22 protein-coding genes are annotated in these 26,190 nt (G+C 50.9%); 16 read left to right on the top strand and 6 right to left on the bottom strand.

All coding sequences use genetic code 11. The features are described from left to right. Positions 1-32: 32 nt before the first annotated feature. From H8S80_RS21875 to H8S80_RS21865, 3 genes are read left to right on the top strand one after another with little or no spacing between them, the layout of a single operon-like run. Positions 33-920, top strand: coding sequence for a carbohydrate ABC transporter permease (locus H8S80_RS21875; RefSeq protein ID WP_181988014.1), 888 nt, complete (start codon positions 33-35; stop codon positions 918-920). Continuing rightward, positions 917-1,786 carry a glycoside hydrolase family protein gene (locus H8S80_RS21870; RefSeq protein ID WP_117632883.1) on the top strand — a complete coding sequence of 290 codons (870 nt, stop codon included), beginning with the start codon at positions 917-919 and terminating at the stop codon, positions 1,784-1,786. The genes H8S80_RS21875 and H8S80_RS21870 overlap by 4 nt, the downstream gene beginning before the upstream one ends. 55 nt (positions 1,787-1,841) lie before the next feature. Continuing rightward, positions 1,842-2,573 carry an alpha/beta hydrolase gene (locus tag H8S80_RS21865; RefSeq protein WP_117632882.1) on the top strand — a complete coding sequence of 244 codons (732 nt, stop codon included), beginning with the start codon at positions 1,842-1,844 and terminating at the stop codon, positions 2,571-2,573. 23 nt (positions 2,574-2,596) lie between these two features. On the opposite strand, the gene H8S80_RS21860 is transcribed toward H8S80_RS21865, so the two are convergent. Continuing rightward, complete coding sequence (locus H8S80_RS21860) at positions 2,597-3,433, bottom strand: hypothetical protein (RefSeq protein ID WP_117632881.1); 837 nt, start codon at positions 3,431-3,433, stop codon at positions 2,597-2,599. Between the two features lie 277 nt (positions 3,434-3,710). Between H8S80_RS21860 and argS the strand changes: the two genes are divergently transcribed. The 8 genes from argS to dcd all read left to right on the top strand — a co-directional run bounded on the left by argS (position 3,711) and on the right by dcd (position 14,057). Then, positions 3,711-5,480 carry an arginine--tRNA ligase gene (gene argS / locus H8S80_RS21855; protein WP_117632880.1) on the top strand — a complete coding sequence of 590 codons (1,770 nt, stop codon included), beginning with the start codon at positions 3,711-3,713 and terminating at the stop codon, positions 5,478-5,480. A gap of 24 nt (positions 5,481-5,504) precedes the next feature. Beyond that, complete coding sequence (locus tag H8S80_RS21850; RefSeq protein WP_117632879.1) at positions 5,505-8,672, top strand: DEAD/DEAH box helicase; 3,168 nt, start codon at positions 5,505-5,507, stop codon at positions 8,670-8,672. A gap of 111 nt (positions 8,673-8,783) precedes the next feature. After that, positions 8,784-9,404, top strand: coding sequence for a flavodoxin family protein (locus H8S80_RS21845; RefSeq protein WP_002603634.1), 621 nt, complete (start codon positions 8,784-8,786; stop codon positions 9,402-9,404). A gap of 347 nt (positions 9,405-9,751) precedes the next feature. Beyond that, complete coding sequence (gene nrdD, locus H8S80_RS21840; protein WP_117632878.1) at positions 9,752-11,881, top strand: anaerobic ribonucleoside-triphosphate reductase; 2,130 nt, start codon at positions 9,752-9,754, stop codon at positions 11,879-11,881. Between the two features lie 19 nt (positions 11,882-11,900). Then, positions 11,901-12,425 carry an anaerobic ribonucleoside-triphosphate reductase activating protein gene (nrdG, locus tag H8S80_RS21835; RefSeq protein WP_117632877.1) on the top strand — a complete coding sequence of 175 codons (525 nt, stop codon included), beginning with the start codon at positions 11,901-11,903 and terminating at the stop codon, positions 12,423-12,425. 16 nt (positions 12,426-12,441) lie between these two features. Beyond that, complete coding sequence (locus H8S80_RS21830) at positions 12,442-13,161, top strand: YkgJ family cysteine cluster protein (RefSeq protein ID WP_117632876.1); 720 nt, start codon at positions 12,442-12,444, stop codon at positions 13,159-13,161. Between the two features lie 131 nt (positions 13,162-13,292). Continuing rightward, positions 13,293-13,526, top strand: coding sequence for a hypothetical protein (locus tag H8S80_RS21825; RefSeq protein ID WP_002603638.1), 234 nt, complete (start codon positions 13,293-13,295; stop codon positions 13,524-13,526). 12 nt (positions 13,527-13,538) lie between these two features. Then, positions 13,539-14,057 carry a dCTP deaminase gene (dcd, locus tag H8S80_RS21820; RefSeq protein WP_025529894.1) on the top strand — a complete coding sequence of 173 codons (519 nt, stop codon included), beginning with the start codon at positions 13,539-13,541 and terminating at the stop codon, positions 14,055-14,057. Positions 14,058-14,192: 135 nt separating this feature from the next. Here dcd and H8S80_RS21815 read toward each other — a convergent pair whose 3' ends face one another. Together H8S80_RS21815 and H8S80_RS21810 are read right to left on the bottom strand one after the other, a co-directional pair. Further along, complete coding sequence (locus tag H8S80_RS21815) at positions 14,193-15,089, bottom strand: DUF4261 domain-containing protein (protein WP_025529895.1); 897 nt, start codon at positions 15,087-15,089, stop codon at positions 14,193-14,195. 94 nt (positions 15,090-15,183) lie between these two features. Beyond that, positions 15,184-16,632 (bottom strand): MATE family efflux transporter, encoded by a 1,449-nt coding sequence (locus H8S80_RS21810; protein WP_117632875.1) that lies wholly within the window; start codon positions 16,630-16,632, stop codon positions 15,184-15,186. A gap of 177 nt (positions 16,633-16,809) precedes the next feature. On the opposite strand from H8S80_RS21810, the gene H8S80_RS21805 reads away from it, so the two are divergent. Both H8S80_RS21805 and H8S80_RS21800 read left to right on the top strand, forming a co-directional pair. After that, the gene (locus tag H8S80_RS21805; protein WP_038257988.1) at positions 16,810-17,493 is read left to right on the top strand and encodes a YoaK family protein; all 684 of its coding nucleotides are present in this window, start codon (positions 16,810-16,812) and stop codon (positions 17,491-17,493) included. A gap of 51 nt (positions 17,494-17,544) precedes the next feature. Then, positions 17,545-20,166, top strand: a complete 2,622-nt coding sequence (locus H8S80_RS21800) for a cation-translocating P-type ATPase (RefSeq protein ID WP_117632874.1) — start codon at positions 17,545-17,547, stop codon at positions 20,164-20,166. Here the strand turns inward: H8S80_RS21800 and H8S80_RS21795 are convergent. Then, positions 20,163-20,846, bottom strand: a complete 684-nt coding sequence (locus H8S80_RS21795; protein ID WP_117632873.1) for a CatA-like O-acetyltransferase — start codon at positions 20,844-20,846, stop codon at positions 20,163-20,165. The genes H8S80_RS21800 and H8S80_RS21795 overlap by 4 nt on opposite strands. 233 nt (positions 20,847-21,079) lie before the next feature. On the opposite strand from H8S80_RS21795, the gene H8S80_RS21790 reads away from it, so the two are divergent. Then, positions 21,080-21,649: a TetR/AcrR family transcriptional regulator C-terminal domain-containing protein gene (locus tag H8S80_RS21790; protein ID WP_002603645.1), complete on the top strand. Its 570-nt coding sequence runs from the start codon at positions 21,080-21,082 to the stop codon at positions 21,647-21,649. Positions 21,650-21,854: 205 nt separating this feature from the next. Beyond that, positions 21,855-23,003 carry a lactaldehyde reductase gene (fucO, locus tag H8S80_RS21785; protein ID WP_002603646.1) on the top strand — a complete coding sequence of 383 codons (1,149 nt, stop codon included), beginning with the start codon at positions 21,855-21,857 and terminating at the stop codon, positions 23,001-23,003. Positions 23,004-23,119: 116 nt separating this feature from the next. On the opposite strand, the gene H8S80_RS21780 is transcribed toward fucO, so the two are convergent. Further along, on the bottom strand, positions 23,120-23,332 hold the full coding sequence (locus H8S80_RS21780; RefSeq protein WP_117632872.1) for a hypothetical protein: 213 nt from the start codon (positions 23,330-23,332) through the stop codon (positions 23,120-23,122). Between the two features lie 396 nt (positions 23,333-23,728). Continuing rightward, positions 23,729-24,592 (bottom strand): AraC family transcriptional regulator, encoded by an 864-nt coding sequence (locus H8S80_RS21775; RefSeq protein ID WP_002603648.1) that lies wholly within the window; start codon positions 24,590-24,592, stop codon positions 23,729-23,731. Positions 24,593-24,790: 198 nt separating this feature from the next. Between H8S80_RS21775 and H8S80_RS21770 the strand changes: the two genes are divergently transcribed. Next, entirely contained in the window at positions 24,791-26,173 is a 1,383-nt protein-coding gene (locus H8S80_RS21770; RefSeq protein ID WP_002603649.1) for an MFS transporter, read from the top strand. Positions 26,174-26,190 lie beyond the last annotated feature (17 nt).

Genomic DNA, 26,190 nt, shown 5'->3' with positions numbered 1-26,190 from the left:
AGGTAAGAAGTTTCAGATTTAGCAGCGGCAAGATGTTTAAAAACAAGGATACCGGTACACTGTCCTCCATGGATATGAATCAAACAGGCAATAAGATGATTTACTGGGCGATTTTTGCAGTTCTTCTTGGGGTAGCTCTAATCTGCCTTCTGCCGCCGCTTTGGATTCTGCTGTCCAGCTTTAAAACACACAAGGAACTGATGGAAATTCCGCCCAGACTTCTGCCAACAGCTTACGATTTTGGAAAGTTTGCAGATGTTTGGAATAAGTTGAAATTCGGTCAGTACTACTTAAACACAATTATTCTGGCAGCAGGCTGTGTAATATTCTCTGTGGTATTTAACGGGATCACAGGTTATGTGGTGAGCTGCTTAAAGCCAAGAGGATCGGCTTTCATTATCACCTTAATTATATGGACAATGCTGCTGCCTAACACGCTGAGTATGGTCCCGTTGTTCAAGAATATGATTAAATTGCCGCTGCTGGGGCTTAATCTTACAGATACTTACTGGCCCATGTGGTTGTGTGCAGGCGCAAATGCCTTCAATATCCTGCTGTTCAAAAATTCCTTTGACAGTCTCCCTGTTTCCCTGGTGGAGGCTGCGCGTCTGGACGGTTGTGGAAGGATTAAGGTATTCAGCAGGATTATTCTGCCACTAAGTAAGCCAATTATTGCAGTGGTGGCCATATTTACGGTCAACAGCGCCTGGGGGGATTTTCTCCTGCCCTATCTGGTGCTGCCCAGCCGAAGCAGGCAGACGGTGATGCTGCAGCTCTATAATGCCCAGTCCAGCTATAGCTTCCCTCTGGACCAGCAGTTGGTGAGTATTGTGTTTGCCATTTTCCCACCGATTATCATCTTCTTTATTTTTCAAAAGTATATTATGGGCGGGGCAACTCTGGGAGGGGTCAAGGAATGATGCTTCAGGGAGACTGGGAAGAGGACATCTGGATGCGCGATCCTGCAGTTTGCTATTATAATGGCAGTTATCACTGCTTTTATACGCATATTGACAGTAAACAGGCGCTGCAGGAGGGGATCACACTCTCCCTGGCCAGAATTATTAGCAATGATCTTAGAAAGTGGTCTGCGCCAGAGATTTTATTCGATTCTCCGTTAGGATTTTCCAGTCCAGGCAACTGTATTTGGAATGAAAAAGAATTTGTGTTATGTATGCAGAGCTATCCCATCGATAGAGGAGAGCAATATGGAAATGGAAACTGTCGCCTCTGGACGTCAGTAAGCAGAGATTTGAAGGTGTTCTCCAGGCCGGTTGCGATGGATCCGGCAGGCTGTAAGGCACCATGGGCAGTTACGCCCAGACAGATAGATCCTTATTTGGTGAAGGGAGAGGGCAGCTTCCATGTTCTGTACAAGACGGACGGCTGTCTGGGCCTTCTGAAATCCCTGGATCTGGTGCATTATGAGGAGGCTTCAGAGGCTGAGCCTATTTTGCGCCAGGAACAGACGCCGGACGGTTCTACTGTGGAAAATCCATGCGTAATCAGAGTGGGAGAAAGATATAGAATGTATTTTGCCCCCTGCAGACCAGGTCGGGGGATTGGTACTGCGGAATCAAATGATTTAATACATTGGGAAGGGATTCGGTATCTGGATTTTCCGAAGGTGCCATGGGCACCGGGGGGACCCACTGCGCCTATGGTACTGGATGACAGAGCGAGGAGCGGCAAATGGCTGATGTTCTTTCATGGAGATACACTGAGGGAACACGGTGGCGCTTTGGGACTGGCATTTAGCAGTGATCTGGAGCATTGGGAAATGTAGGCAGTGCTGGACAGAGAATAATGGAGCATAGAACGATACAGGAGATTTATTGGACATGACTGTTGAGCGTATGATATTAAATGAGAAGCGCCACGTGATTTTGACTGCTTATCTGCAGCCTGTGGGTGGAGAGTTCTTTCATATCAGAAGAAGACCCGGAATTCTAATTCTGCCGGGAGGAGGATACAGGAAGTGCTCTGAGCGAGAGGCTGATCCGGTGGCATACGTCTATCTGAAGGCTGGGTTTCAGGTTTTTATTCTGGAATATTCAGTGGGGGAGGAGAGTGTTTGGCCTGCCCCACTGCAGGACTATGAACAGTCTATGGAGTTGATCAGAACAAATGCAGACAGATGGCATCTGTACAGTAATCGAATTGCAGTGGTGGGGTTCTCAGCAGGCGGGCATCTCGCTGGCTGTGCAGCCTCACTGGCAGTCAACAAACCCAATGCTGCCATATTGGGGTATGCTGTGACCGGAGGGGTAAAAGCGGTGGAACGGTACCCGGAGGCTCCGGATGTTGCTGCATCTATAGACAAGGATACCTGCCCTTGCTTCATTTTTGCCACGCGAAATGACCATGTAGTACCGGTGGAGAGTACAGTTTCTCTAGTTACAGCTTTGACAGCGGCGGGGGTGGCGTATGAGAGTCATATATATGCTTTTGGCCCCCATGGTGTATCCATCGGAGGGCCTGCGCTTATGCACCCGTCTGCAGAGGTCTGTGGGCGAGTGCTGCGCTGGCCAGAGGATAGTATCGAATGGCTGATGGAAGTGTTTGGCATGTAATAATAAAGTGAATAGTTGAGGCTCTACTCCCCATCCCTTTCGTCATTCCCATCTTTCCCCTGATCAACCATCGGCCCATCTGTGTCTTCCGGTGCCGTTGCCCCTTTCGTTTGGGCGTCATCCGTCTGCTCTAATTCCTCCCGGGATTTCCGGAGCTGTTCTCCCTGACGAAGCGCCAGCTCCGATGCTTTGTCATGCAGCTGTCCGGCTTCCTGCTCGGAACGTCCGATGGAGTCCATCTCATTTTCTATGAGGGCGCCTACCGTGTCGCCGCCGAGTCCCTTGCTCACTAAGGCGTCGACGTGAACCGCTCCAAGATCAATTTCCGATTCTTTGATTCTGGCTTCGCCCTCTATGTGGCTCTGAACTGCGGAAATCTTTTCCGCATGGCGGAGATCCTGGGAGACAGCGGCCAGAGTTGTAAGGTGTTCGGTCGTCAGCTGATCGTCGGTTTTACTCTTGTCTGTTTTGTCAGAACTCTTTTTGTCTTCCGGCTCTATGCACTGTTTGGCCTGCTGGGTGTAGGCGTTAGAGATCTGTTTATCAATGGCTTCGATCTGCTTCTTGTACGATTTGAGCTGATCCTTGATGTCCTCCATCTTTCCGCCGTCGCCTAAGGTCGTTTCCACCAGACTGTTTCTTTGATCCACAAGCGCCTGTTTCTGCTTGGTCAGATTCTCAATCATGTTTATTAATTTACCCTGAGGGGAGAGGGTGAAACGGTCGTTTTTCGGACGGTTTCCCAGTATGCCCCCGCTCTTCTTATCCTGCCCTGACTGGTATTTGGCGAATGATGCATTTACCCGTGCGGTATTGATAAGCGTATTCTTATGCAGGTTGAAATTCAGATTTACTCTCATTCCATTTCCTCCGATCTTTGATGTCCGTTACTATCCTTATCGTACAGGCGGTGAAAATGTTTAGCTTTTTCAAAAAAAACTTTCTGTATTCGTTTTCTGCTGTGAACTGCAGCCCGGTGTGTTTTTGGATTTCAGGAGATCTGGAAAAAATGTTGATTTTTCAACCTGGTTGTAATATAATTAACTTTTAGCTTGGAAGTATTTTGAAATTAGTGAAATGGGAATGCATAGGAAAAAGAGAAACAGGAAGAATATTCAAAAAGGAGAACAGGAACCGATGAAAAAGATTCTTGATTTAATCACATCAGAGGTAAAAGAGGCATTCGCAGCCTGTGGTTACGATGAGAGCTTTGCGAAGGTTACACTGTCCAACCGGCCGGACCTCTGTGAGTACCAGTGTAATGGTGCCATGGCAGCCGCGAAGGCATATAAGAAGAAACCGATCGACATTGCGAACGAAGTTGTGGAGAAGCTGGCTGGCGGCGATATGTTTTCAGAAGTAAACGCCGTGATGCCGGGTTTCATTAATATAAAACTGGAAGCCGGATATCTGGCAACCTACATGAACAACATGAGAGAGGGAGACCACTGCGGCTGTGAAAAGGCAAAAACGCCTCTCACGATCATTGTGGATTACGGCGGAGCCAATGTGGCAAAGCCGCTGCACGTGGGCCATCTCCGTTCTGCTGTGATTGGGGAGAGCATTAAGCGGATGGGACGTTTCCTGGGACATAAGGTGATCGGCGACGTTCATCTGGGAGACTGGGGACTTCAGATGGGCCTGATCATTGAGGAACTCCGCGACAGAAAGCCGGAGCTTGCCTATTTTGAGGAGTCCTATACCGGAGAGTATCCGAAGGAGGCGCCGTTTACCATCGGTGAGCTGGAAGAGATCTACCCGGCGGCCAGTGCAAAGTCTAAGACAGACGAGGAATTCAGCGCGCGAGCCCACGAGGCGACACTGAAGCTGCAGAACGGATACGCACCTTACCGCGCGATCTGGAATCATATTATCGATGTTTCCGTAACGGATTTAAAGAAGAATTACGGTAACTTAAATGTAACCTTCGATTTATGGAAGGGAGAGAGCGACGCGCAGGACTATATTCCGGGTCTGATTAAGGAGCTGAAAGACAGGAAGCTGGCGTATGAGAGCCAGGGAGCGCTGGTGGTCGATATCGCCGAGCCTGGCGATTCCAAGGAACTTCCGCCCTGCATCATCCGTAAATCCGACGGCGCGGCCCTCTATTCTACCTCAGATCTGGGAACCATTCTGGAGCGTGAGAAGGAATACTGCCCGGACTGGTATATTTATATAACAGACAAGCGTCAGGAGCTTCATTTTACCCAGGTGTTCCGCGTGGCCAAGAAGGCCGGATTCGTACCGGAAGAGCGCAAGATGTCCCATTTAGGCTTCGGCACCATGAATGGAAAGGACGGCAAGCCGTTTAAGACAAGAGACGGCGGTGTGATGCGTCTGGAGACCCTGATTTCCGATATTGACACAGCGGCATATGATAAGATCATGGAGAACCGCTCCGTGTCCGAGGAAGAGGCGTTAAAGACCTCGAAGATCGTCGGTATGGCGGCTCTCAAGTACGGCGACTTATCGAATCAGGCTTCCAAGGACTACATTTTCGATATGGACCGTTTCGTCTCCTTTGAGGGAAACACAGGTCCCTATATCCTGTATACGATTGTGCGTATCAAGTCCATCCTTGCTAAGGCTTCCGAGCTGGAAGTGCAGAGCGTGTGCACGGGAGATATCCTTCCGGCCGCCTCCGGTGTGGAAAAAGATTTGATGCTTCAGCTTTCGAAATATAATGAGGTGATCGAGACCAGTTTTCTGGAACTGGCTCCCCATAAGATCTGCCAGTACGTATATGAACTGGCTAACGCGTTCAACCGGTTCTATCACGACACGAAGATCATTGCCGAGGAAAACGAAAAACAGCGTGCTTCCTGGCTCAGTCTGATCAGTCTGGCGAAGGATGTACTTACCGCCTGTATCGATCTGCTTGGAATTGAGGCTCCGGAACGTATGTAATGTGTGAACGGATGTGAAAAACTTATGAAAGTATCACAGATGACAACAAGCGCCTTCTGGAAAGGCGAATCGGGCGTAAAAGGCCTGGTTGAAGACCAGGGAAAACAGTATAAAGCTAATTTATATATCAAGGGTAGTCAGGTTTATGACTACTCTTGTTCCTGTGTGCAGGGAAATTCCTATAAGGGGATGTGTCCGCACTGTCAGGAGCTCTACAGGGAGTACCGGGAAAAGGCGGCTGAGAATTCGGGACGGCCCGTCACCACCTCCCAGCAGGCCAGAACCATGATCCGGGAGTACACCAACCGGGAAGTGGCTCAGATCATTATTGAGGGAGAAGAAAAGCAGGTGCAGCTGGCTGTCCGTATCATTGCGGACCGGAGCGATGTGAAGCTGGAATTCCGTCTGGGGCGGGAACGTTTCTATGTGCTTAAGGATCTTGTGGCGTTTACGAGAGCGGTAGAGAGCGGTTCACTGGTGGAATATGGGAAGAACCTGGCCTTCCACCACAATCTGTCCGTCTTTGCAAAGGAGAGCAGGCCGCTGGTGGAATTCATCATGGAGCTGGTCAACACTTACTGTGAGCACTATGAACAGTTTCAGAAGAGCTCTTTTTCGAACCTGCCGACTCTGCGGGGCTTAAATTTGAGCCGGGGCAACCGGGACCGCTTCTTCAGCCTGATGATGGGCGAGACGCTGGAACTGGAGGACTACCGTGCCCACAAGAGAATGGTGACGGTGACGGATCATAATCCCGATCTGGCGGTCAAAGTCAGAAGAAAGGGACGGGATGGCATCCTGGTATCCATCGACAAGGGTCTTCTGATCTTCGAGGGGGAGCGCCATCTCTATGTGGTGGACAAGGAACGGATCTTTCGCTGTGACGAAGCATGCAGTGCCACACTGCACGTCTTCCTGGAGCAGATGATAAAGAGCTTTGGCTCCAACTGTGAGGCGGAAGTGAATGACAAGGATATGCCGCTTTTCTATGAGCGCGTGCTGAAAAAGATCGCTGCGTACAGTACGATCGACGCAGGCGACGTGGAACTGGAGGCATACAAGCCGGAGGAACTGAAAGCGAGATTCGAGTTCGACAGCCAGGGACCGAACGACCTGGTCTTAAAGCCGGTTCTGTCTTATGGGGAATACTCGTTTCAGCCGGTGGAGGATGAGAAGCTTCCCAGAACCGTATGCCGGGATGTGCCGGGAGAATTCCGGGTCAGCCAGCTGATTACAAAGTACTTTAAATACAAGGAACACGATACCGAATATCCGGCGATCCGCGACGACGAGGAGGCCATCTACCGCCTTTTAACGGAGGGCATGAGCGAGTTCATGGCTCAGGGTGAGGTATATTTGTCGGAGTCCTTTAAAAAACTGAAGGTTCTTCCGCCTCCGAAGATTTCCATCGGTGTGAAGAGCAGCGGCAGCTGGCTGGAGCTGACGGTGGACACGGACGGAATGTCGGGGGCCGAGCTCACGAGGCTGCTCTCGGAGTACAGCCAGAAAAAACGGTACTACCGCATGAAAAACGGCGAGTTTCTGGCTCTGGACGATAACGGCCTGATGACGGTGGCGAAGCTGGTGGAGGGCCTCGCAGTCAACAAGTCGGATTTACAGAGTCAGAAAATCCGTCTTCCCAAATACCGGGCGCTCTATCTGGATGGCATTTTAAAAGAGGGCACAGGCATTACGCTTTACCGCGATGCGCTGTTTAAGGCTGTGGTCCGCGGCATGAAATCCGTGGAAGACAGTGATTTTGAGATACCGCTGACGCTCCGTCCTGTTCTGAGAGAATACCAGAAAACGGGCTTCCGGTGGCTTAAGACCCTGGATTCCTACGGGTTTGGCGGAATTCTGGCGGATGATATGGGCCTTGGAAAGACGATTCAGGTTATCGCGCTCCTGCTGGATGAGAGGAACCGCGAGCCGGATACGTCCGCGCTGATCGTCTGCCCGGCGTCCCTGGTGTACAACTGGGAAAATGAGATTCATCAGTTCGCACCGACCCTGAAAGTCCGTACAATAAACGGTACCGCACAGGAGCGGGAAGAACTTCTGAATGCGGCCTCGGAGGGGGAGATCTTAGTTACCTCCTACGATTTGCTGAAGCGGGATATCGCCTTTTACGAGGAAAAGGAATTCCGTTTTCAGATCATCGACGAGGCGCAGTATATCAAGAACGCCTCGACCCAGAGCGCGAAGGCGGTTAAATCGGTGAATGCCAGAACGAGATTCGCCCTGACGGGAACGCCGATTGAAAACCGGCTCAGCGAGCTGTGGAGTATATTTGACTTCCTCATGCCCGGCTTCCTGTTTTCCTATCAGAGATTCAAGAAGGAGTATGAGCTTCCCATCGTGCGGGATCAGGATGAAGCCTGTCTAAAGGGGCTGCACCGTATGATCGGTCCGTTTATCATGCGCCGCTTAAAGAAGGATGTGCTGAAGGAACTTCCCGATAAGCTGGAGAATGTTATCTATTCCGGCTTCGAGAAGGAACAGAAGGATTTGTACACCGCCAATGCATGGCAGGTCAGACAGCAGCTGGAGCAGGCCGGAGACGGCGGCTCTGACAGGATTCAGATCCTGGCTCAGCTGACGAAGCTGCGCCAGATCTGCTGCGATCCGCATCTCTGCTACAGCAACTATAACGGCAGCTCCGCCAAGCTCGAGACGTGTATCGATCTGATCCGGAACGGCGTGGAGGGCGGCCATAAGATTCTGCTCTTTTCCCAGTTTACATCGATGCTGGAAATCATCGAAAAGCGGCTGAAAAAAGAGGGGATGGCATATTATATTCTGACGGGTGCGACACCCAAGGAAGAGCGCCTTCACATGGTCAACTCCTTTAAGGACGACGGCGTGCCGGTATTCCTGATCTCCCTGAAAGCCGGAGGAACGGGATTAAACCTAACGGCCGCGGATGTGGTCATCCATTACGATCCATGGTGGAACGTGGCGGCGCAGAATCAGGCGACGGACCGCACCCACCGGATCGGCCAGGAAAAGCAGGTGACCGTGTTTAAGCTGATTACGAAGGGAACTATTGAAGAAAATATCTTAAAGCTTCAGGAATCAAAGAAGAATCTGGCGGAACAGATCATAACAGAAGGCACCGTCTCGTTAGGCAGCCTGACGAAGGATGATCTCATCGGCCTGCTAGTGCCTCCCGGCGCAAATACGCCACTATAGAGTGCCTGATATCCGCTGGGGGCACTAGATTAGGGTGTGCCGGAAAAATGCTTTCTGTCACACCCTGGCCGGGATGCTTATTTTTAGTTGAAAAAGAAAGGATGGATTAAGATGAAAGTACTGCTGTTAAACGGAAGCCCTCACGAAAAGGGCTGTACATACCGTGCGCTCACGGAAGTGGCGGGAGCTCTTACGAAAGAGGGAATCGAGGCGGAGATCGTCCATATCGGCAATCAGGCCGTTCATGGATGTATCGGATGCGGCAAATGCGCCGCGACGGGCCGCTGTGTCTTCAAGGGAGATCCGGTCAATGCATTTTTGGATAAGATGGAGCACGCGGATGGACTGATCGTCGGATCTCCGGTCTACTATGCGTCGGCTAACGGCTCCCTCTATTCCTTCCTGGACCGTCTGTTCTACGCGGGAAGCTGTTTTGCGTTCAAGCCGGCTGCTGCGGTGGCCTCTGCACGGCGCGCGGGAACGACGGCTACGCTCGATACCCTGAACAAATACTTTACGATTTCCCAGATGCCGGTCGTATCGTCCCAGTACTGGAACATGGTTCACGGCAATTCGCCGGAGGACGTGGAGCAGGATTTGGAGGGGCTGCAGATCATGCGCACGTTGGGGAAGAATATGGCGTGGATGCTTCGCTGCATCGAGGCGGGTAAGGCGGCAGGAATCACGACGCCGGAAGCGGAGCAGAAGCTTAAGACAAACTTTATCCGTTAAAACTGGAGGCTATGCCGGAGAACCGGCGGGCGGCGGAAGGAGCAATCCTTTCACCACCCGCTGGTTCTTCGGCTGTGTACTGACTCCGCTGAGAAAAAAATTAATGTCCCGGAAACGGCCTGCGGAGAGCGCTGATGTGTTTTTTCAGGGCTTTAGAGAGAAAGAAAAAGAGAAAAAGGCCTTTACTTTTGCCATATCTGTTGTATAATGGAAAAGCACTATATATGGTGAAGAAATAATTACATACGCAAAATGTAGAAGATTTCACGGCAAATTGACAGCTGCTGTGTTATTTTTTAGCAGTATTATAAAGTAGAATATGGATTAAAGGAAATAAGGAGACAGCGATGATTAAGGTACAGAAACGTGACGGCAGAATTGTAAATTATGACAGAGAGAAGATTGTAAGGGCTATTCAGAAGGCGAATGCGGAAGTGGACGCGGCGGAACGCGCCGGGGAGGCATTGATTGACGGAATTCTGGATGATGTGGAGAAAGAATGTGAGGATGTTGTCCATGTCGAGAGCATTCAGGATATGATTGAGAGCCGCCTGGTTAAGCAGAACAAGTACACTCTCTCGAAAAAATATATGATTTACCGGTATCAGAGGGCGCTTCTGAGAAAAGCGAACACGACGGATGAATCGATCCTGAAGCTGATCCGGAATGAAAACAAGGAGCTGGCGGAGGAAAATTCCAATAAGAATACGATTCTGGCATCCACACAGAGGGATTACATTGCCGGAGAGGTATCCAGGGATTTGACGAAGCGTATGCTTCTGCCGGAACGCATTTCCATGGCCCATGAACAGGGAGCGATTCATTTCCATGACGCGGATTACTTTGTTCAGCCGATCTTTAACTGCTGTCTCATCAATATCGCGGACATGCTGGATAACGGCACTGTGATGAACGAGAAGATGATCGAGAGCCCTAAGAGCTTTCAGGTAGCCTGTACGGTTATGACCCAGATCATCGCGGCGGTGGCCAGCAACCAGTATGGCGGCCAGTCCGTGGATATGAGACATCTTGGAAAGTATTTAAGGAAGAGCAGCAATAAATTCCACAGACAGATCCGGGAAGAGTTTGGCGACAGCCTGGATAACGAGGCGGTGGAGAAGATGGCGCGGATTCGTCTGAGAGATGAACTGAAATCAGGCGTTCAGACGATCCAGTATCAGATCAACACCCTGATGACGACCAACGGCCAGGCGCCGTTTGTGACGCTGTTCCTTCGCCTGGACGACGAGGATGAGTACATCGATGAGAACGCGCTGATCGTGGAAGAGATTCTGCGCCAGAGACTGGAAGGGATCAAGAATGAGGCGGGCGTCTATGTGACACCGGCATTTCCAAAGCTCATCTACGTTCTGGACGAGAATAACTGTTTAAAGGGCGGAAAATACGATTATATCACGAAGCTTGCGGTGCGCTGCTCTTCAAAGCGCATGTATCCCGATTATATTTCCGCGAAGAAGATGAAGGAAAACTATGAGGGCAATGTGTTCAGCTGTATGGGCTGCCGCAGCTTCTTATCGACCTGGAAGGATGAGAACGGGGAATATAAGTTTGAAGGCCGTTTCAATCAGGGCGTTGTGAGCCTGAACCTTCCGCAGATCGGAATCCTGGCAAAGGGCGACGAGGAGGTATTCTGGAAGCTATTAGACGAACGTCTTGCCATCTGCTTCGAGGCTCTTATGTGCAGGCATAAGGCACTGGAAGGCACATTATCCGATGTGAGCCCGATTCACTGGCAGTACGGAGCGATCGCCAGACTCCCGAAGGGGGCGAAGATCGATCCGCTGCTTCATGACGGATACTCCACGATCTCTTTAGGATACATCGGTATCTACGAGATGACGAAGCTGATGAAAGGGGTCAGCCACACGGACCCGGCGGGAGAGGAGTTTGCCCTCCGCGTTATGAACCGCATGAAAGAGGCAGTTGAGTGCTGGAAAGAGGAGACCGGTCTTGGATTCGGCCTTTACGGAACTCCGGCTGAGTCCCTCTGCTACCGTTTTGCCAAAATCGACAGAGAGCGTTTCGGCCTGATCGAAAATGTGACGGACAAAGGCTACTATACGAATTCCTACCACGTGGACGTGAGAGAGAAGATCGACGCGTTCAGCAAGTTTACATTTGAGAGCCAGTTCCAGAAGATTTCTTCCGGCGGCGCCATCTCTTATGTGGAGGTTCCGAACATGGCGAAGAATCTGGAGGCCATGGAAGACGTGGTCAAATACATCTATGACAATATCCAGTACGCGGAGTTCAATACCAAATCCGACTACTGCCAGGAATGCGGCTTCGACGGTGAGATCATCATCAATGAGGACATGGAGTGGGAATGCCCGCAGTGTCATAATAAGGACAAGGATAAGATGAACGTGACCAGAAGAACCTGCGGTTACCTGGGCGAGAATTTCTGGAATGCCGGAAAGACAAAGGAAATCAAGGCCAGAGTGCTTCATCTGTAGTCTGAGGAGCGATAATATCATGAAATACGCCGATATCAAACATTGCGACGTTGCCAACGGCACCGGAGTGCGGACGAGCCTTTTTGTGTCCGGCTGCACTCACCGGTGCCGGGGCTGTTTTAATGAGATCGCATGGGATTTTAATTATGGAAATGAGTTCACGGACGAGGCGGTACAGGAGATCCTCGATTCCTGTGGAAAAAGCTATATATCCGGTCTGTCCCTGCTGGGCGGAGAGCCGATGGAGCCGCAGAACCAGCGGGCGCTTCTGCCTCTGGTTCTCCGGTTTAAGGAGCTGTATCCGGAGAAGACAATCTGGTGCTACACCGGTTATACGTATGAGACGGATCTATTGGCGCCGGAGGGACGGGCACACTGCGAGGTGACGCCCGAATTTCTTGCGTGCATCGATATCCTGGTGGATGGCGAATTCGACCAGGAGCTTTACGATCTCAAACTGAAATTCCGGGGCAGCAGCAATCAGCGCGTGCTGCAGATTCACGAGCCGGGCTGCCCGGAGCTGTTTGTGGAAAAGGATAGGTAAAGGGGGAATACGGCCGATGAAACGGGAGATCAGCCTGGAAGAGATATCAGATGGGAAACTGTATGGCAGCGGCGACATGGTGAAGGTGGGCTGTGACGACTGCCGCGGCTGTTCCGCCTGCTGCCGGGGCATGGGAAGTTCCATTGTTTTAGATCCCTATGACGTCTTTCGGCTGGAGACGGGCCTTGGCCTGTCCTTTGAGGGGCTGCTGGCGGAGTCAGTGGAGTTGAATCTGGTGGATGGCATAATTCTGCCAAACCTGAAGATGTCCGGAGAGGGGGAGGCCTGCACCTTTTTAAACGAGGAGGGGCGCTGCCGGATTCATCCCTTCAGACCGGGAATCTGCCGGATGTTTCCGCTTGGACGAATCTATGAGGATCACGGCTTCCGGTATTTTAACCAGATTCACGAATGCCGGAAAGAGCAGAAGACGAAGGTCAAGATCCGCAAGTGGATGGATACTCCGGATATGGGCCGTTATGAGAGCTATATTGTGGAGTGGCATTACTTCCTTAAGGAGCTGGAAGAAAGGCTGGAGCAGAAACCGGAGCAGAAACTGGAGCAGAAACAGGAAGAGGGTTCAGAACCGACCGGTGGGGAAGATGCGAGGAAGCGGACTGCTATGGGGGTGCTTAAGCATTTCTATCTGATTCCGTTTCAGAAGGAGTTGGATTTCTATCAGCAGTTTGAGGCGCGCATGGCGGCTGCGCGGGAGGAATTTATTAATTTTCTGTAAAAATACTTACGGTTCCCAAATCCCTGTTTGCCTGCCGGCGGTCTCTGTGATATACTTATAGCAATGGAATCGGCAAGGCATAAACAGGTGTAAAGTATCAGGACGGTTGTCCGAAGGGGAGGAATACCTTTATGGCGAAGGTAAAGAGGTTTAGCACAAAAATTAACAGTTTTTTCGTGGAGTGGAGTGCGCTGAATCATTATTTGTCATCCTATGAATGTGAGAAAAACGGCGTTCCCTACATCGGTTTTAAGGACCCGAGGGTTCAGAAGCTCTGGAACAGCTTAAGTTCCGCGGAAAAGCGGGATCTGATGAAGCATTATGGGAAGAAGAACGAGGCGGAGCTGGGCGACTATCTGGGATGAGGGGCATGAATCATGATTCTTTCGGGAAAAGAAATATTAAAGCACATGGGGAAAGAGATCATCATTACTCCATTTGATGAAAAGAGAATTAATCCTAACAGCTATAACCTGTCTCTGGCGGATGAACTTCTGGTTTACGAGCAGGATGAGCTGGATATGAAAAAGCCCAATCCGACTAAGCAGATCGTGATTCCGGAGGAAGGGCTTCTTCTGGAACCAAACAGGCTGTATCTGGGAAGGACCAACGAGTTTACGAAGACGGATCGGTACGTCCCCATGCTGGAGGGCCGTTCTTCCACGGGCAGGCTGGGACTCTTTATCCATGTGACCGCGGGCTTTGGAGATATCGGCTTCGCCGGGTACTGGACGCTGGAGATTTTCTGTGTGCAGCCGGTCAGAATATATCCGAATGTGGAGATCTGCCAGATCTATTACCACGATATTGATGGGGAATACGATCTCTACAGCAGTGGAAAGTATCAGAATAACAGCGGGATTCAGGCCAGTCTCATGTATAAGGACTTTGAGTGAGAGCGGTCTTCTGATAAGAGAACGGTATAAGAGATGATGTAAGAGATAATATAAGAAAACCGGATAATAAAAAGAGGAAGATGCAGAGTCAGGAGTCCCTGAAGCTGTATCTTCCTTTTTTATGGTCACAACCGCTTATTCCCTATGCCCCGCCGCGTATTCCCCGGGACAGATGTCCATGACCACCCGGACTGGCTGGATTAAGGCGTCCTCGTACTGGCATCTCCACTGTACCTCCCGGCTCATCCGGCCGTCTGCGATTCCGTCGATGGTCTCGCCGGACTTGACCGGCGCGTCGGCCGCGTAGAGATAGGAGGCCACATTGTATGCATGGTTTACGACGGCCTGCGGCTCCAGACCCCGGAAATGGTACTGGACGTCAGGGAGTCCAATTGCATAGAGCCCCAGGGTATCCACAACCTTGTCGTCGCTGCCGGAGATGTTGAAAAGGCGGGCGTTGACGCCAAAGTATATGAAACGGTCTTCACGCGGTATTTTGTGTTCCCTGATCTGATCTGCGGTAAACAGTTTCCCGGCCGGCTTGATCCAGACCGCAGTGCAGTCAGGAAACAGTCTGACCGCTGTCTCCATCCAGTCCATCATCATCTCACAGCGCTCCTTGTATTCCAACACGGCAGCCATCATGTCAAAAAGAAAAATCTCATACCGGCACCGCTCCAAAAGAGCGTCTCCGTCGGCCACATCCCAGAGCTGGCTCCGGGAAAATGCGTCAATGGAGTCCTGCTTGAATTCCTGAACGTCCCCCATGACGACCTGGGGCGGCAGGGCGCCGTCTTTAAACTGTGCCAGATATTTTTTTACGGCAAAAGAGGTCAGAGCCGGTGATGGGGACACGATGTCGATCGCGCCGAAGGTTTCTTCCAGAGCCGTGTGTATGATCCCGGCCTCCGGCTTGACCGGTTTTTCTTCAAACAGAAGGTAGATCTGATAAAGGTTCTGAAATTCTGCTTTTTCCTCAAGATTCTGCTTCAGCTCTTCTTTCGGTTCTCTTTTCTTTTTAAATAATCCCATATGCGTTCTCCTTTGTATCTGTCGGCAGGAGGCGGATTCCTCCGCCGTTACCTCCAGTATACCGTATTTTGAAAAAAAGGCCATTACGATTTGCTTAAGATTTCCCCCAGGCTTTCTGAAAACCGGAGAAAGGAAATGGGGCAGACAGTGGGATTTCGTAACGGCGGCAGATACGCACAATCTCATACACACCGATGATTAAGGCGAAGACGCCGGTGGCAATGTTGCTGACGGCCATGACGACCCCGACGCTTAAGCTTCCCATAGAAGTAAAACTCTGCAGAAACCAGAGCACGGGAACCCGGAAGACGAAGACGCGGCAGAAGTTGATGGCCAGCGTCAGTTTCGTCTTTCCGAAGCCATACAACAGGGCCATGACGGACGCGGTGACGCCCAGCGGAATCGCCCCCAGCGCCTCGAAGCGGTAGATGGAGATAATCATCTTTTGAAACGACGGATCATTGCCGGCAAAGAGACGGCTGAGCGCATCCAGAAAATACAGCGAGCAGGACATGAGCACGATACCGATCACCAGGTTGACAGCGAGAACGCATCCAAAGGCCTTCAGCGCGCGGCGGGGCTTTCCTGCGCCCACACTTTGGCTGATAATGGCCGATCCGCCTTCCTGGAAGCCATTCTGGGGCATGGTGGTGATGCCGCCGATGTTGTTGGAGATTCCCAGCGCTCCCACGGTCAGCGCGCTGTAGATCGTACTCATGGAATTGATGATAACCTTGCCGAAGGAGAAGGCCATCTTCTCTGCAATGACCGGAATGGAAATTCCGATCATGGGAAATGTGACAGCGGGCTTTAAGGAGACCGCTTTCATGGAAAAGCCGAATGCGTTGTCCTTTTGATTCATGTTTCGCACAGCCGCAGCCAGCAAAAACAGCTGGGAAAGGATTGTAGCCGTGGAAATCATGCTGATTCCGCACTGAAATCCGTAGACGAACAGGGCGGTAGAGGACATCTTGATGGCGATAACGGCCATATTCAGGCGGAGAATTCTGCCGGAATTTCCACGGGCCCGCTCAATGGCGATATAAATGTTGTTAAAGAAGCTGATGACCATGCCAAAGAGCTCCAGCCGAAAGTACAGAGTCCCTTCCGAGATAAAGGCATCCGGCGTCCGGGCAAGCCTTAGAAACCACGGTGTGAAGGGAACCAGCAGAGCCAGAATGACGGCGCCTAAGACCGCGCACATGGCGAACAGCGTGCTGACCCGTTTCTTTACCAGATCGAAATCACCGGCACCGTAGGCTTCGCTTATTTTCAGACTGGACCCGATGGCGAGGCCGCCTCCCAGGGCTGACAGCATCAGGCTGATCTGGGATAAATAGGCCACGGCAGACACGGAACCGGCGCTGATATGGGCCGCCATCATAGAGTCAAAGATTTTAAAGAGCTGATTTAAACTCTGGTACAGGGCCAGCGGCGTTCCGACGTAGAGAACGACCTTCCACATGTTGTCGTGGAGGGCAAATTCCCGGAAATGCTGGTCTTTTGCGGAGAGCACCGCCTTTGGTAACAATTGCCTGGACATGAATCGTTCCTCCTTTGATGTATATGCCATTGCTTCCGATGGATCTGTATATAAGCATATAGCCGGGAGCTTTGGAAATCTACGAATTTCATGACCAATCATCAAAATAGTACGGTTTTTTTGACATGACCGGTTCCTTTGTGCTATAGTATAGGCCGAAGGGATGGTGATGTCTGGATGAAACGACATGGTCAAATGTCGGAAGCGATGTCGACCGGTATCTTTCTGACTCTGTCCGGTGGATTTCAGGATGCTTATACGTATTACACCCGCGGGAAGGTTTTTGCCAACGCCCAGACGGGGAATATCATTTTACTGGGACACAATGCGATGAACGGAGACTTTACGGATGCCTTCCGGTACCTGGTGCCGGTGCTGGCCTTTGCGGGCGGAATCTACATATCGGAGGTCATACGCGGTATCTACCGGGAGTACGGGAAGCTGCACTGGCGCCAGATCGTGGTGGTGCTGGAGATACTGCTCCTGTTTGTGGTGGGATTTCTTCCGCAGTCCATGAACATGGCGGCCAATATTCTGGTGTCCTTTGTCTGCGCCATGCAGGTGGAGGCGTTCCGGAAGATGAAGGGAAGCGCCTATGCCAGCACGATGTGCATCGGCAATCTGCGCAGCGCGACGGAGATGCTGTACCGCTACCGCCATACGAAGGAAAAGGGCTGTCTGGAAAAATGTCTCCGGTATTACGGCGTAATTCTCGTCTTTGGTATCGGCGCAGCGCTTGGAAGCTTCATGACTTCCCTGTTTGAGGAGCGGACGATCTGGATATCCTGCGGTTTTCTGTTTGTCTGCTTCTGTATTATGTTTATTAAAGAAGACATCGAGGGCGAGCGAGGTCTGGATTGACAGCGGAGCGGATTCCCTCTTACAACCGGATGAATGGCAGGAGGTGCTGTGATGAAGGGATATTTGGATACTTCGGAGGAGGTTCTGAAAAAACTGAATACGAAACGGACAGGCCTGAGTGCAGAGGAAGCGGCCGGCAGACTTATGGCAGATGGAAAGAATAAGCTGAAGGAGGCGAAGCCGGTTCCGCTTTGGAGGCGTTTTTTGAGTCAGCTGGCCGATCCGATGATCATCATTCTGATTGCGGCAGCGGTGGTCTCTGGAATGACGGCGGTCTATGCGGGGGAGTCGTTTGCGGATGTGATCATTATTATGATCGTCGTTCTCATCAATGCGGTGCTGGGAGTGGCGCAGGAGAGCAAGGCTGAGAAAGCCATAGCTGCCCTGCAGGAGATCGCGGCGGCCACTTCCAAAGTAATGAGGGACGGTAAGCAGCAGACGATCCGGAGCGAGGAGCTTGTGCGAGGCGATATCATCGTCCTGGAGGCCGGAGATGCGGTGCCGGCAGACGGCAGGATTCTGGAATGCGCCAGCATGAAGGTGGAAGAAGCCGCTCTGACCGGGGAGTCGGTGCCGGTTCTCAAGACGGAACGCGTTCTTTCCCAGGAGGAGGGGACGAAGGACGTTCCACTGGGCGACAGGAAGAACATGGTCTACATGGGAAGCACGGTCGTATATGGCCGCGGAGCCGCGGTCGTGACAGGCACCGGCATGGATACGGAGATGGGGAAGATCGCGGATGCCCTGACTCAGGCAAAGGATAATGAGACGCCGCTTCAGGGAAAGCTTTCCCAGCTGAGCCGAATTCTCAGCGTGCTGGTGCTCGCCATCTGCGTGATTATATTTGCAGTCAGCTTACTGCGTGCCTATCCGGCCATTTCCGGGCATACGGTCATGGATACGTTTATGATCGCCGTGAGCCTGGCGGTGGCAGCCATACCGGAAGGACTGGCGGCCGTTGTCACCATCGTGCTCTCCATCGGCGTCACCAATATGTCCAGGAAACATGCTATCATCCGGAAGCTGACGGCCGTGGAGACTCTTGGGTGCACCCAGATCATCTGTTCCGACAAAACGGGAACGCTGACGCAGAACCGGATGACCGTCGTAGAACACACCGGATCCGACGAGACGGCACTGGCGGCGGCCATGGCACTCTGCAACGACGCTCATTTAAACGATAAGAATGAGGCGGAGGGAGAACCCACCGAGGCGGCTCTCGCAGCCTACGCATGGTCCGCAGGACTTAACCAGAACCTCTTAAAACAGAAGTATGTGCGGATCGGTGAGGCACCCTTCGATTCCATGCGGAAGATGATGTCAACCGTACACGAAAAGGCGGATGGAACCGTGATTCAGTTCACGAAAGGCGCTCCGGATGAGGTTCTGAAACGCTGTACTCACATACTGTCGGATGGAAAGGCCGTTCCACTGCGTGAGGAGGACAGGGAAAGAATTCTCCTCGCCAATAAATCGCTGGCCGACCGGGCTCTCCGTGTCCTTGCGGCTGCTGCGAGAGAGTACACAGCCCGCCCCGCCGGCTGGGAGGCCGGAGAGCTGGAGCAGAAGCTCTGTTTCCTCGGTCTCACCGGGATGATTGACCCGGTGCGCCCCGAGGTGCTGCCTGCCATCGAAGAGTGCCGCAGAGCCGGAATCCGTCCTATTATGATTACCGGCGATCATAAAGACACGGCGGTGGCCATCGCCATGCAGCTTGGCATCATCACATCACCGGAACAGGCCATCACAGGCGCTGGTCTCGACGAGATATCTGATGAGGACTTCGGCAATGAGATTGAAAAGTATTCCGTTTACGCCAGGGTCCAGCCGGAGCACAAGGTGAGAATCGTAAATGGGTGGAGAGAGAAAGGCTGTATTACCGCCATGACGGGAGACGGAGTCAATGACGCGCCTTCCATCAAGAATGCCGATATCGGTGTGGGAATGGGAATTACAGGAACCGATGTGACGAAGAATGTGGCGGATATGGTGCTGGCGGACGATAATTTTGCCACGATTGTCTCAGCGGTGGGAGAGGGGCGGAGAATATACGATAACATTCGAAAGTCCATACAGTTTCTCCTGTCCTCCAACTTATCAGAGGTGCTGTCCATCTTTTTTGCGACGCTTCTCGGCTTCGTCATCCTGAAGCCGGTCCACCTCCTCTGGATCAATCTGATTACCGACTGCTTTCCTGCGCTGGCACTGGGCATGGAGGAGCCGGAAAAGGACGTTATGAACCGGCCGCCCCGCAGCCCGAAGGAAGGGATTTTCTCAGGCGGGGTCGGACTGAATGTGGTGGTTCAGGGAATTGCGGTGACCGTAATCACCCTGGCTTCGTATCTGATCGGCCATTATCTGGAGGCGGGCGTGTGGGAGATTAGGAACAGTGCGGATGGCATGACCATGGCGTTTCTGACTCTGTCCATGACGGAGATATTTCACTCCTTCAACATGCGGTCTCTAAATCAGTCGGTATTTACGTTAAAACATCATAATCCGTGGCTGTGGCTGTCCATGGCGGCTTCCTTTCTGTGCACGACCGTGGTTATCTACGTCCCGTTCCTGTCCGATGCGTTTGAATTTGAACACATTTCTCTTACCGAGTATGCGGTGGCAATCGGACTGGCCTTCTGCATTGTTCCGTTTGTGGAAGGGACGAAATGGCTTTAGAGGAGGCGGAAATGAGGAACATCCTCTGCAAATGCCTCCGCTTCGGACTGCAGGGTTTCCAGAAAGCGATTGATATGGTATCCGTCAGTCGCCGCGTGATGGCAGGTAATGGAGAGAGGCATCATAATTCTGCAGTCTTTTTCATAGAATCTGCCTGCCTCAACGGACGGAAGATAGTACGGCTTATTCTCATAGGAGTGAACCGAAAAATGCTTAAATGACACCCAGGGAACACAGGAAATGGTATAGGCATTGGCGGGAGGTGTCTGCCCGGCCTGAGCCAGGACGCCGTGACTGCCGCCGTACCTCCTCTGGTTGTCCAGGTAGGACTGATAAAACGCCATGAAATCATCTGTGTACTCCGTCCACATAAAGGAAAAGGTCTTATCATCCTCATGAAAGGCCGCGTAAAGCGGTGTGAGTGTGTCGAAGCAGCCAACCTGCCCGTCCAGTTCGGCTATTTTGAATTCCTTCTGCATTTGAAGCGTCCTGGTGACGAGCCATAAGTAAGCCGGGAAGAATTTGATACCAGCATGCTTCAGAGCCGTTCTCATCGCCGTAACATCGAGATCGACGGTCAGGGAATATCCGGTCGGAGCCATTTTCGAGAAATAGTAAAACATCTGCCCCCTCGGCCATTTCTGCATGTCGAGCGGCGTAAATTTAACAGTTTGATCCATTGTGATACCTCCTTTTCCTCTATTATAGGGACTTCCAATGAAAATACAATCAACGCTCCGTAGACTGCCGCTGTTGTCCCTGTTCCATTTGAAAAAATTAGTGTTTTATGGTAGGATGAAGAAAACCCTGCACACAAAAGAAGTCAGACACTCACGGCAGTCGCCAAATGGACATGGCCGCATGCCCGCTTAGCCTGCTGCCTTCGTGTGAATAAACGATACAGGAGCATAGAATGACGGCTTATGTAAGTAAGAATGAGAAAACAAAATACCGGCTGGCAGACTCTGTCAAGCAGTGCATGATGACGACGCCAGTGGACAAAATCACGGTTCAGAACATCGTGGATGGCTGTGATATGACGCGCCAGACCTTTTACAGGAATTTTAAGGACAAGTATGACTTGATCAACTGGTACTTCGATAAGCTGGTGCTGGAATCCTTTGCCCGGATCGGCGTGGAGAAGACGGTCTGCCAGAGCCTGGAGGAGAAGTTTGAATTTATCAAGAAGGAGAAGGTGTTCTTCACCGAGGCCTTCCGTTCGGATGATTACAACTCCCTGAAGGAACACGATTTTGAACTGATTATGGGGTTCTACAGGTCACTGATTACGCGTAAGACCCATAAGCCTCTGGAGGAGGAGATTCAGTTTTTGCTGGAGATGTACTGCCGCGGATCCGTCTATATGACTGTGAAATGGGTCCTGGGCGGCATGAAGCAGACCCCGGGAGAGATGGCGGCCAGCCTGGTGGAAGCCATGCCGCCGCGGCTTTCGGCTGTGTTTCAGGAGGCCGGGCTCGTATAATGCGGATCGGAGGGCGTTGCCTGGCTGTTGGTACAGGAAGTATTGATATTGTATAGAAATAAAGTTACAGTTTGCGGGATTTGTAACATTTGTTACAAACGAAGGGGATTGTAACTTTATTTTTTTGATTGGTTTTGTTAAAATAATAACAGAAAGTAAATGGTATCCATAAGACCCATAAAAGATAGGAAAAGGAGAGATTATCATGGCAAACAGAATCGTTTTGAATGAAACATCGTATCACGGTGCAGGTGCAATCAATGAAATTCCGGGAGAGGTAACAAAGAGAGGGTTCCATAAGGCATTTGTTGCATCCGATCCTGATCTGGTAAAATTCGGCGTAACAGCGAAGGTGACAAAGATTCTGGAAGAGAATGGAATGGACTACGAGGTTTATTCCAATATCAAACCAAACCCAACCATAGAAAACGTACAGACCGGTGTTGAGGCATTTAAGAAATCCGGTGCAGACTATATTATCGCTATCGGCGGCGGTTCCTCCATGGATACCTCCAAGGCCGTAGGCATCATCATCACGAATCCAGAGTTTGCCGATGTCAGAAGCTTAGAGGGCGTGGCTCCGACCAAGAATCCGTGTGTTCCGATTCTGGCTGTTCCGACGACAGCGGGTACGGCGGCAGAAGTTACCATCAACTACGTAATTACCGACGTTGAGAAGAAACGCAAATTCGTCTGTGTTGATACACACGATATTCCGGTTGTCGCTTTCGTTGATCCGGAGATGATGTCCAGCATGCCGAAGGGATTAACTGCTTCCACAGGTATGGATGCGCTGACCCATGCGATCGAGGGCTATACCACAAAGGGAGCCAATGAGATCACAGACATGTTCAACTTAAAGGCGATTGAAAAGATCGCTTCCAGCTTAAGAGATGCGGTTGAGAATAAGCCGGAAGGCCGTGAAGGCATGGCTCTGGGCCAGTACTTAACCGGTATGGGATTCTCTAACTGCGGACTTGGCATCGTTCATTCCATGGCTCACGCCCTGGGCGCCGTATACGACACACCGCACGGTGTTGCCAATGCCATCCTGCTTCCGACCATTATGGAATACAATGCAGATGCTACGGGTGAGAAGTTCCGCGCCATCGCTAAGGCCATGGGTGTAGAGGGAACCGAGACCATGACCGTGGAAGAGTACCGCAAAGCGGCAGTTGAGGCAGTTAAGAAGCTGTCCCAGGACGTTGGAATTCCAGCTGACTTAACGGCTATCGTTAAGGAAGAGGATATTCAGTTCCTGGCTGAGTCCGCTGTGGCAGATGCATGCGCACCTGGAAATCCTAAGGATGCGAGTCTGGAAGACATTATTGCGCTGTATAAGAGCCTGATGTAAGATCGGTCGGACGGGAGTTCGGACAAACTGCAGTGTAAGAGACGATTAATAGAGTAGAGACGCCGTTTCATCGATGAAAAGTCATTGATGAAACGGCTCTTTTTATGGATTGTATGTTAGTTTTGTGTCTGCTTTGAAAAAATGGTGTAATAGTTTATGGCCTCTTCTTCCATTAACGAAAAATTGGCCTGCAGCTTTTGAATAATACGCTGTTTCGGGATGTTTTCGGAAACATTATCCTGAATAAAGACCTGGATGCCTTTTTCCATTCCTTTTTCCATTCCCCGTTGATACCCTTCCTCCATCAACATCTGTCCGACTAATGTCATCTGCATCTCCTCCTCCAGTTTTTTCGCGTATACCCGGTCAATGATTTTGTCTGTAAAGGTCAGGATTCCGGCTATTACCTTCAGCTGGCCCTCCCTGTCAGGCAGTCGTTTACCGAGATTTACGGCTTTTTCAATCGTTTCCTGCTTGCGCTTTTTTTCAGGGATAATTTTCTGATGTTGTTTGAGATATTCAGAACATCACCATCTTCCGGCAGAATGCGGAAATGGGATAGGATAATCATATGACAAATGCACAGATAAGTCAAGTGTTATTTACCTGAATAAATGGTAATTTTGTTTGCCCGGCATTTTAGAGTTTACCGCAGCATATGAAAAACCAGGTTTCCCAGATCAGGCAAGTACACAGTTTCAGCACGCATCTTCACAATAATGCTTCTATGCATCATGGCGATGGAAATTCTTAAATTCCCGCGGCGATATGCCATACTCCTTCTTAAAGGAACGGTAGAAGGAAGAATAGTCTGGAAAACCGCAGCTCTCCCATATTTCCTGGAGCGGGACTCCGGACAGGATTCCGTTTTTGGCTGCGATCAGACGGCGCTGGATCACGCAGTGATGAAAGGACACCTGCATGTTCTTCTGAAAGGTGTGGGAGATGGTGGAGGGGCTTACGAGAAAATGCTTCGCCGTCCCTTCCAACGTGATCTTCTCCCTTAAGTGTTCGTCAATGTAGCGGAATAAATCATCCACCAGAACGCTTTTTTCCGCAGCCGGCATCTGCAGATCCTGATAGTAATAGGTGCGGCTTATGTGGGCCATGAGGCTGATGACTGCAGTCCGGGTGCAGTATCCCCAGCCCAGCTTTCGCTCCTCCGTCTCCTTTAAGGCAGCGGAAGCAGCGGAAAAAAGCCCTGACCACGTCGCCCGGGTGGAGCGCAGAAGATAGCTCCCGCGCTTCTGACACTGTTCAAAGGCAAAATTCAGATCCGGAAATTCCTCGCACTGCTGATGCCAGTAGGCGGCGTTGATCCAGATGACGTATCGGGAATACGGTTCCTTAAGCGGCTCCGGAAAGAGCGGCTGGTGACTGACTCCGGGCGGAATGAGCAGAATATCCCCCTGTTGGATGCGAAAGCGCTTATCCCCTAAAAGATACTGGATATTGCCGCTTTTGCAAAGCAGGATCTCATAAAATGTATGGCTGTGCAGGAAAACATGGCCGGTATTGTCTGTATTGGTCTGAATGCGGATTTCCGTACAGGAATCCTCCATCTGTATTTCTTTCCAGAAATTAATCATAGGACCTCCATGGTTAAAATGCATAAAAAGTTGAAAGAATATTATTGAAAATAAATAAAACCTCATAACTTATTTGCAAGAATTACAATGTATAATGCAAGATGCGCAATTTAAATTGCTAAAACTACACAATATAATAGAACTATAACAAATGAACATAAGAATTTCAAGTCTTATGGGAAGAAAAGGAGAGGTTTTATGAAAGAGATACGAAAATTTGGAATCAGAGACCAGATCGGATATGTATGCGGTGATATGGCGGGCAGCTTTGTGAACCTGTATGTCGATGCATTTTTCCTCACATTCTGTACGTATGTGCTGGGAATCAAGGCAGCATGGATGGGAAGTATGTTCCTGTTTGCAAGGCTGTGGGATGCATTTAACGATCCGATGATCGGTTCCTTTCCGGACAGATGGCAGATAGGCAAGAGCGGGGACAAATTCAAACCCTACATTAAGATTGCAATGATTCCGCTGGCTATATCCGGCCTGCTGTGTTTTGCTGATGTCAGCAGCTGGGGTTCCCTGGCGAAACATGTCTGGGTCGTATTCGCTTACATCGTATACGGAATGAGCTATACCGGAACTTCCATGCCATTTGGCTCCATGGCCTCTGTTGTGACCAATGACCCGATCGAGAGAACGAAGCTTTCCAGAGCCCGTTCCATCGGCGGCACAATCGTCGGAATCGGAGCCATTTCACTGGTTCCTCAGTTCGTATTCAACAAAGCGGGCGAAGTCGTGCCGAGTGGTTTCTTCAAGGTAGCGGTGGTATTCGGGATCTTATCCATGATCTGCTACTGCCTGCTGCTGCATTTTACCACAGAGCGCGTTCGTCAGCCGAAGGTGGAAGGCGAGAAGTTCAATTACGGCAAGGTGTTAAAGAGTGTATTTAAGAACCGTCCAATGCTGGGCGTTATGCTGGCAACGGTAGGAAGCCTTCTGTTCATCACCGGCAACAGCCAGCTGGGAAGTTACCTTTACAAAGAATTCTATCATGCGCCGCAGGTGCTGACGCTGGTGTCCTTAATCAGTATTCCGATTATGCTGGTATTCTTCCCGCTGATCCCGAAGCTGAGCCAGAAATATGGAAAACGCAACGTCATTTTAGTATGCTCCGGCTACAACCTTGTGATTTCCCTGATTCTGTTTATGATGCCGATTCAGAACGTGTACTTATTCCTGGTGATCAACACCCTGGCGACCAGCGGACAGACGGCATTTACCATGCTGATCTGGGCGTTTGTTACGGACTGCATCGATTACCATGAGTACCAGACCGGAGAGCGCAGCGACGGAAGCCTTTACTCCATCTACACATTCTCCAGAAAGATCGGTTCCACGCTGGCATCCACCATCGCTTCCTTCTCACTGGGCGCGATCGGCTATATTTCCGGTATTGAGGCACAGACTGCCGCTGTCGCCGGTCATATTCGTTCCCTCTGCACCTTTATTCCGGTAGCGACCTGCGTGCTGGAGCTTCTGGGCATCGGACTCGTATACAACCTGACCAACAAGAAGACGACGGAAATGTACGCGGTGCTGAAGAAACGGAGAGATGAGGGCGAGAAACAGGCATAGGTGTGAGGAGATGCGGA

The sequence above is a fragment of the Hungatella sp. L36 genome (genome assembly GCF_014288035.1).
The sequence above is the reverse complement of the archived record's forward strand: the minus strand, read 5'-3'. Positions and strand labels throughout refer to the sequence as shown.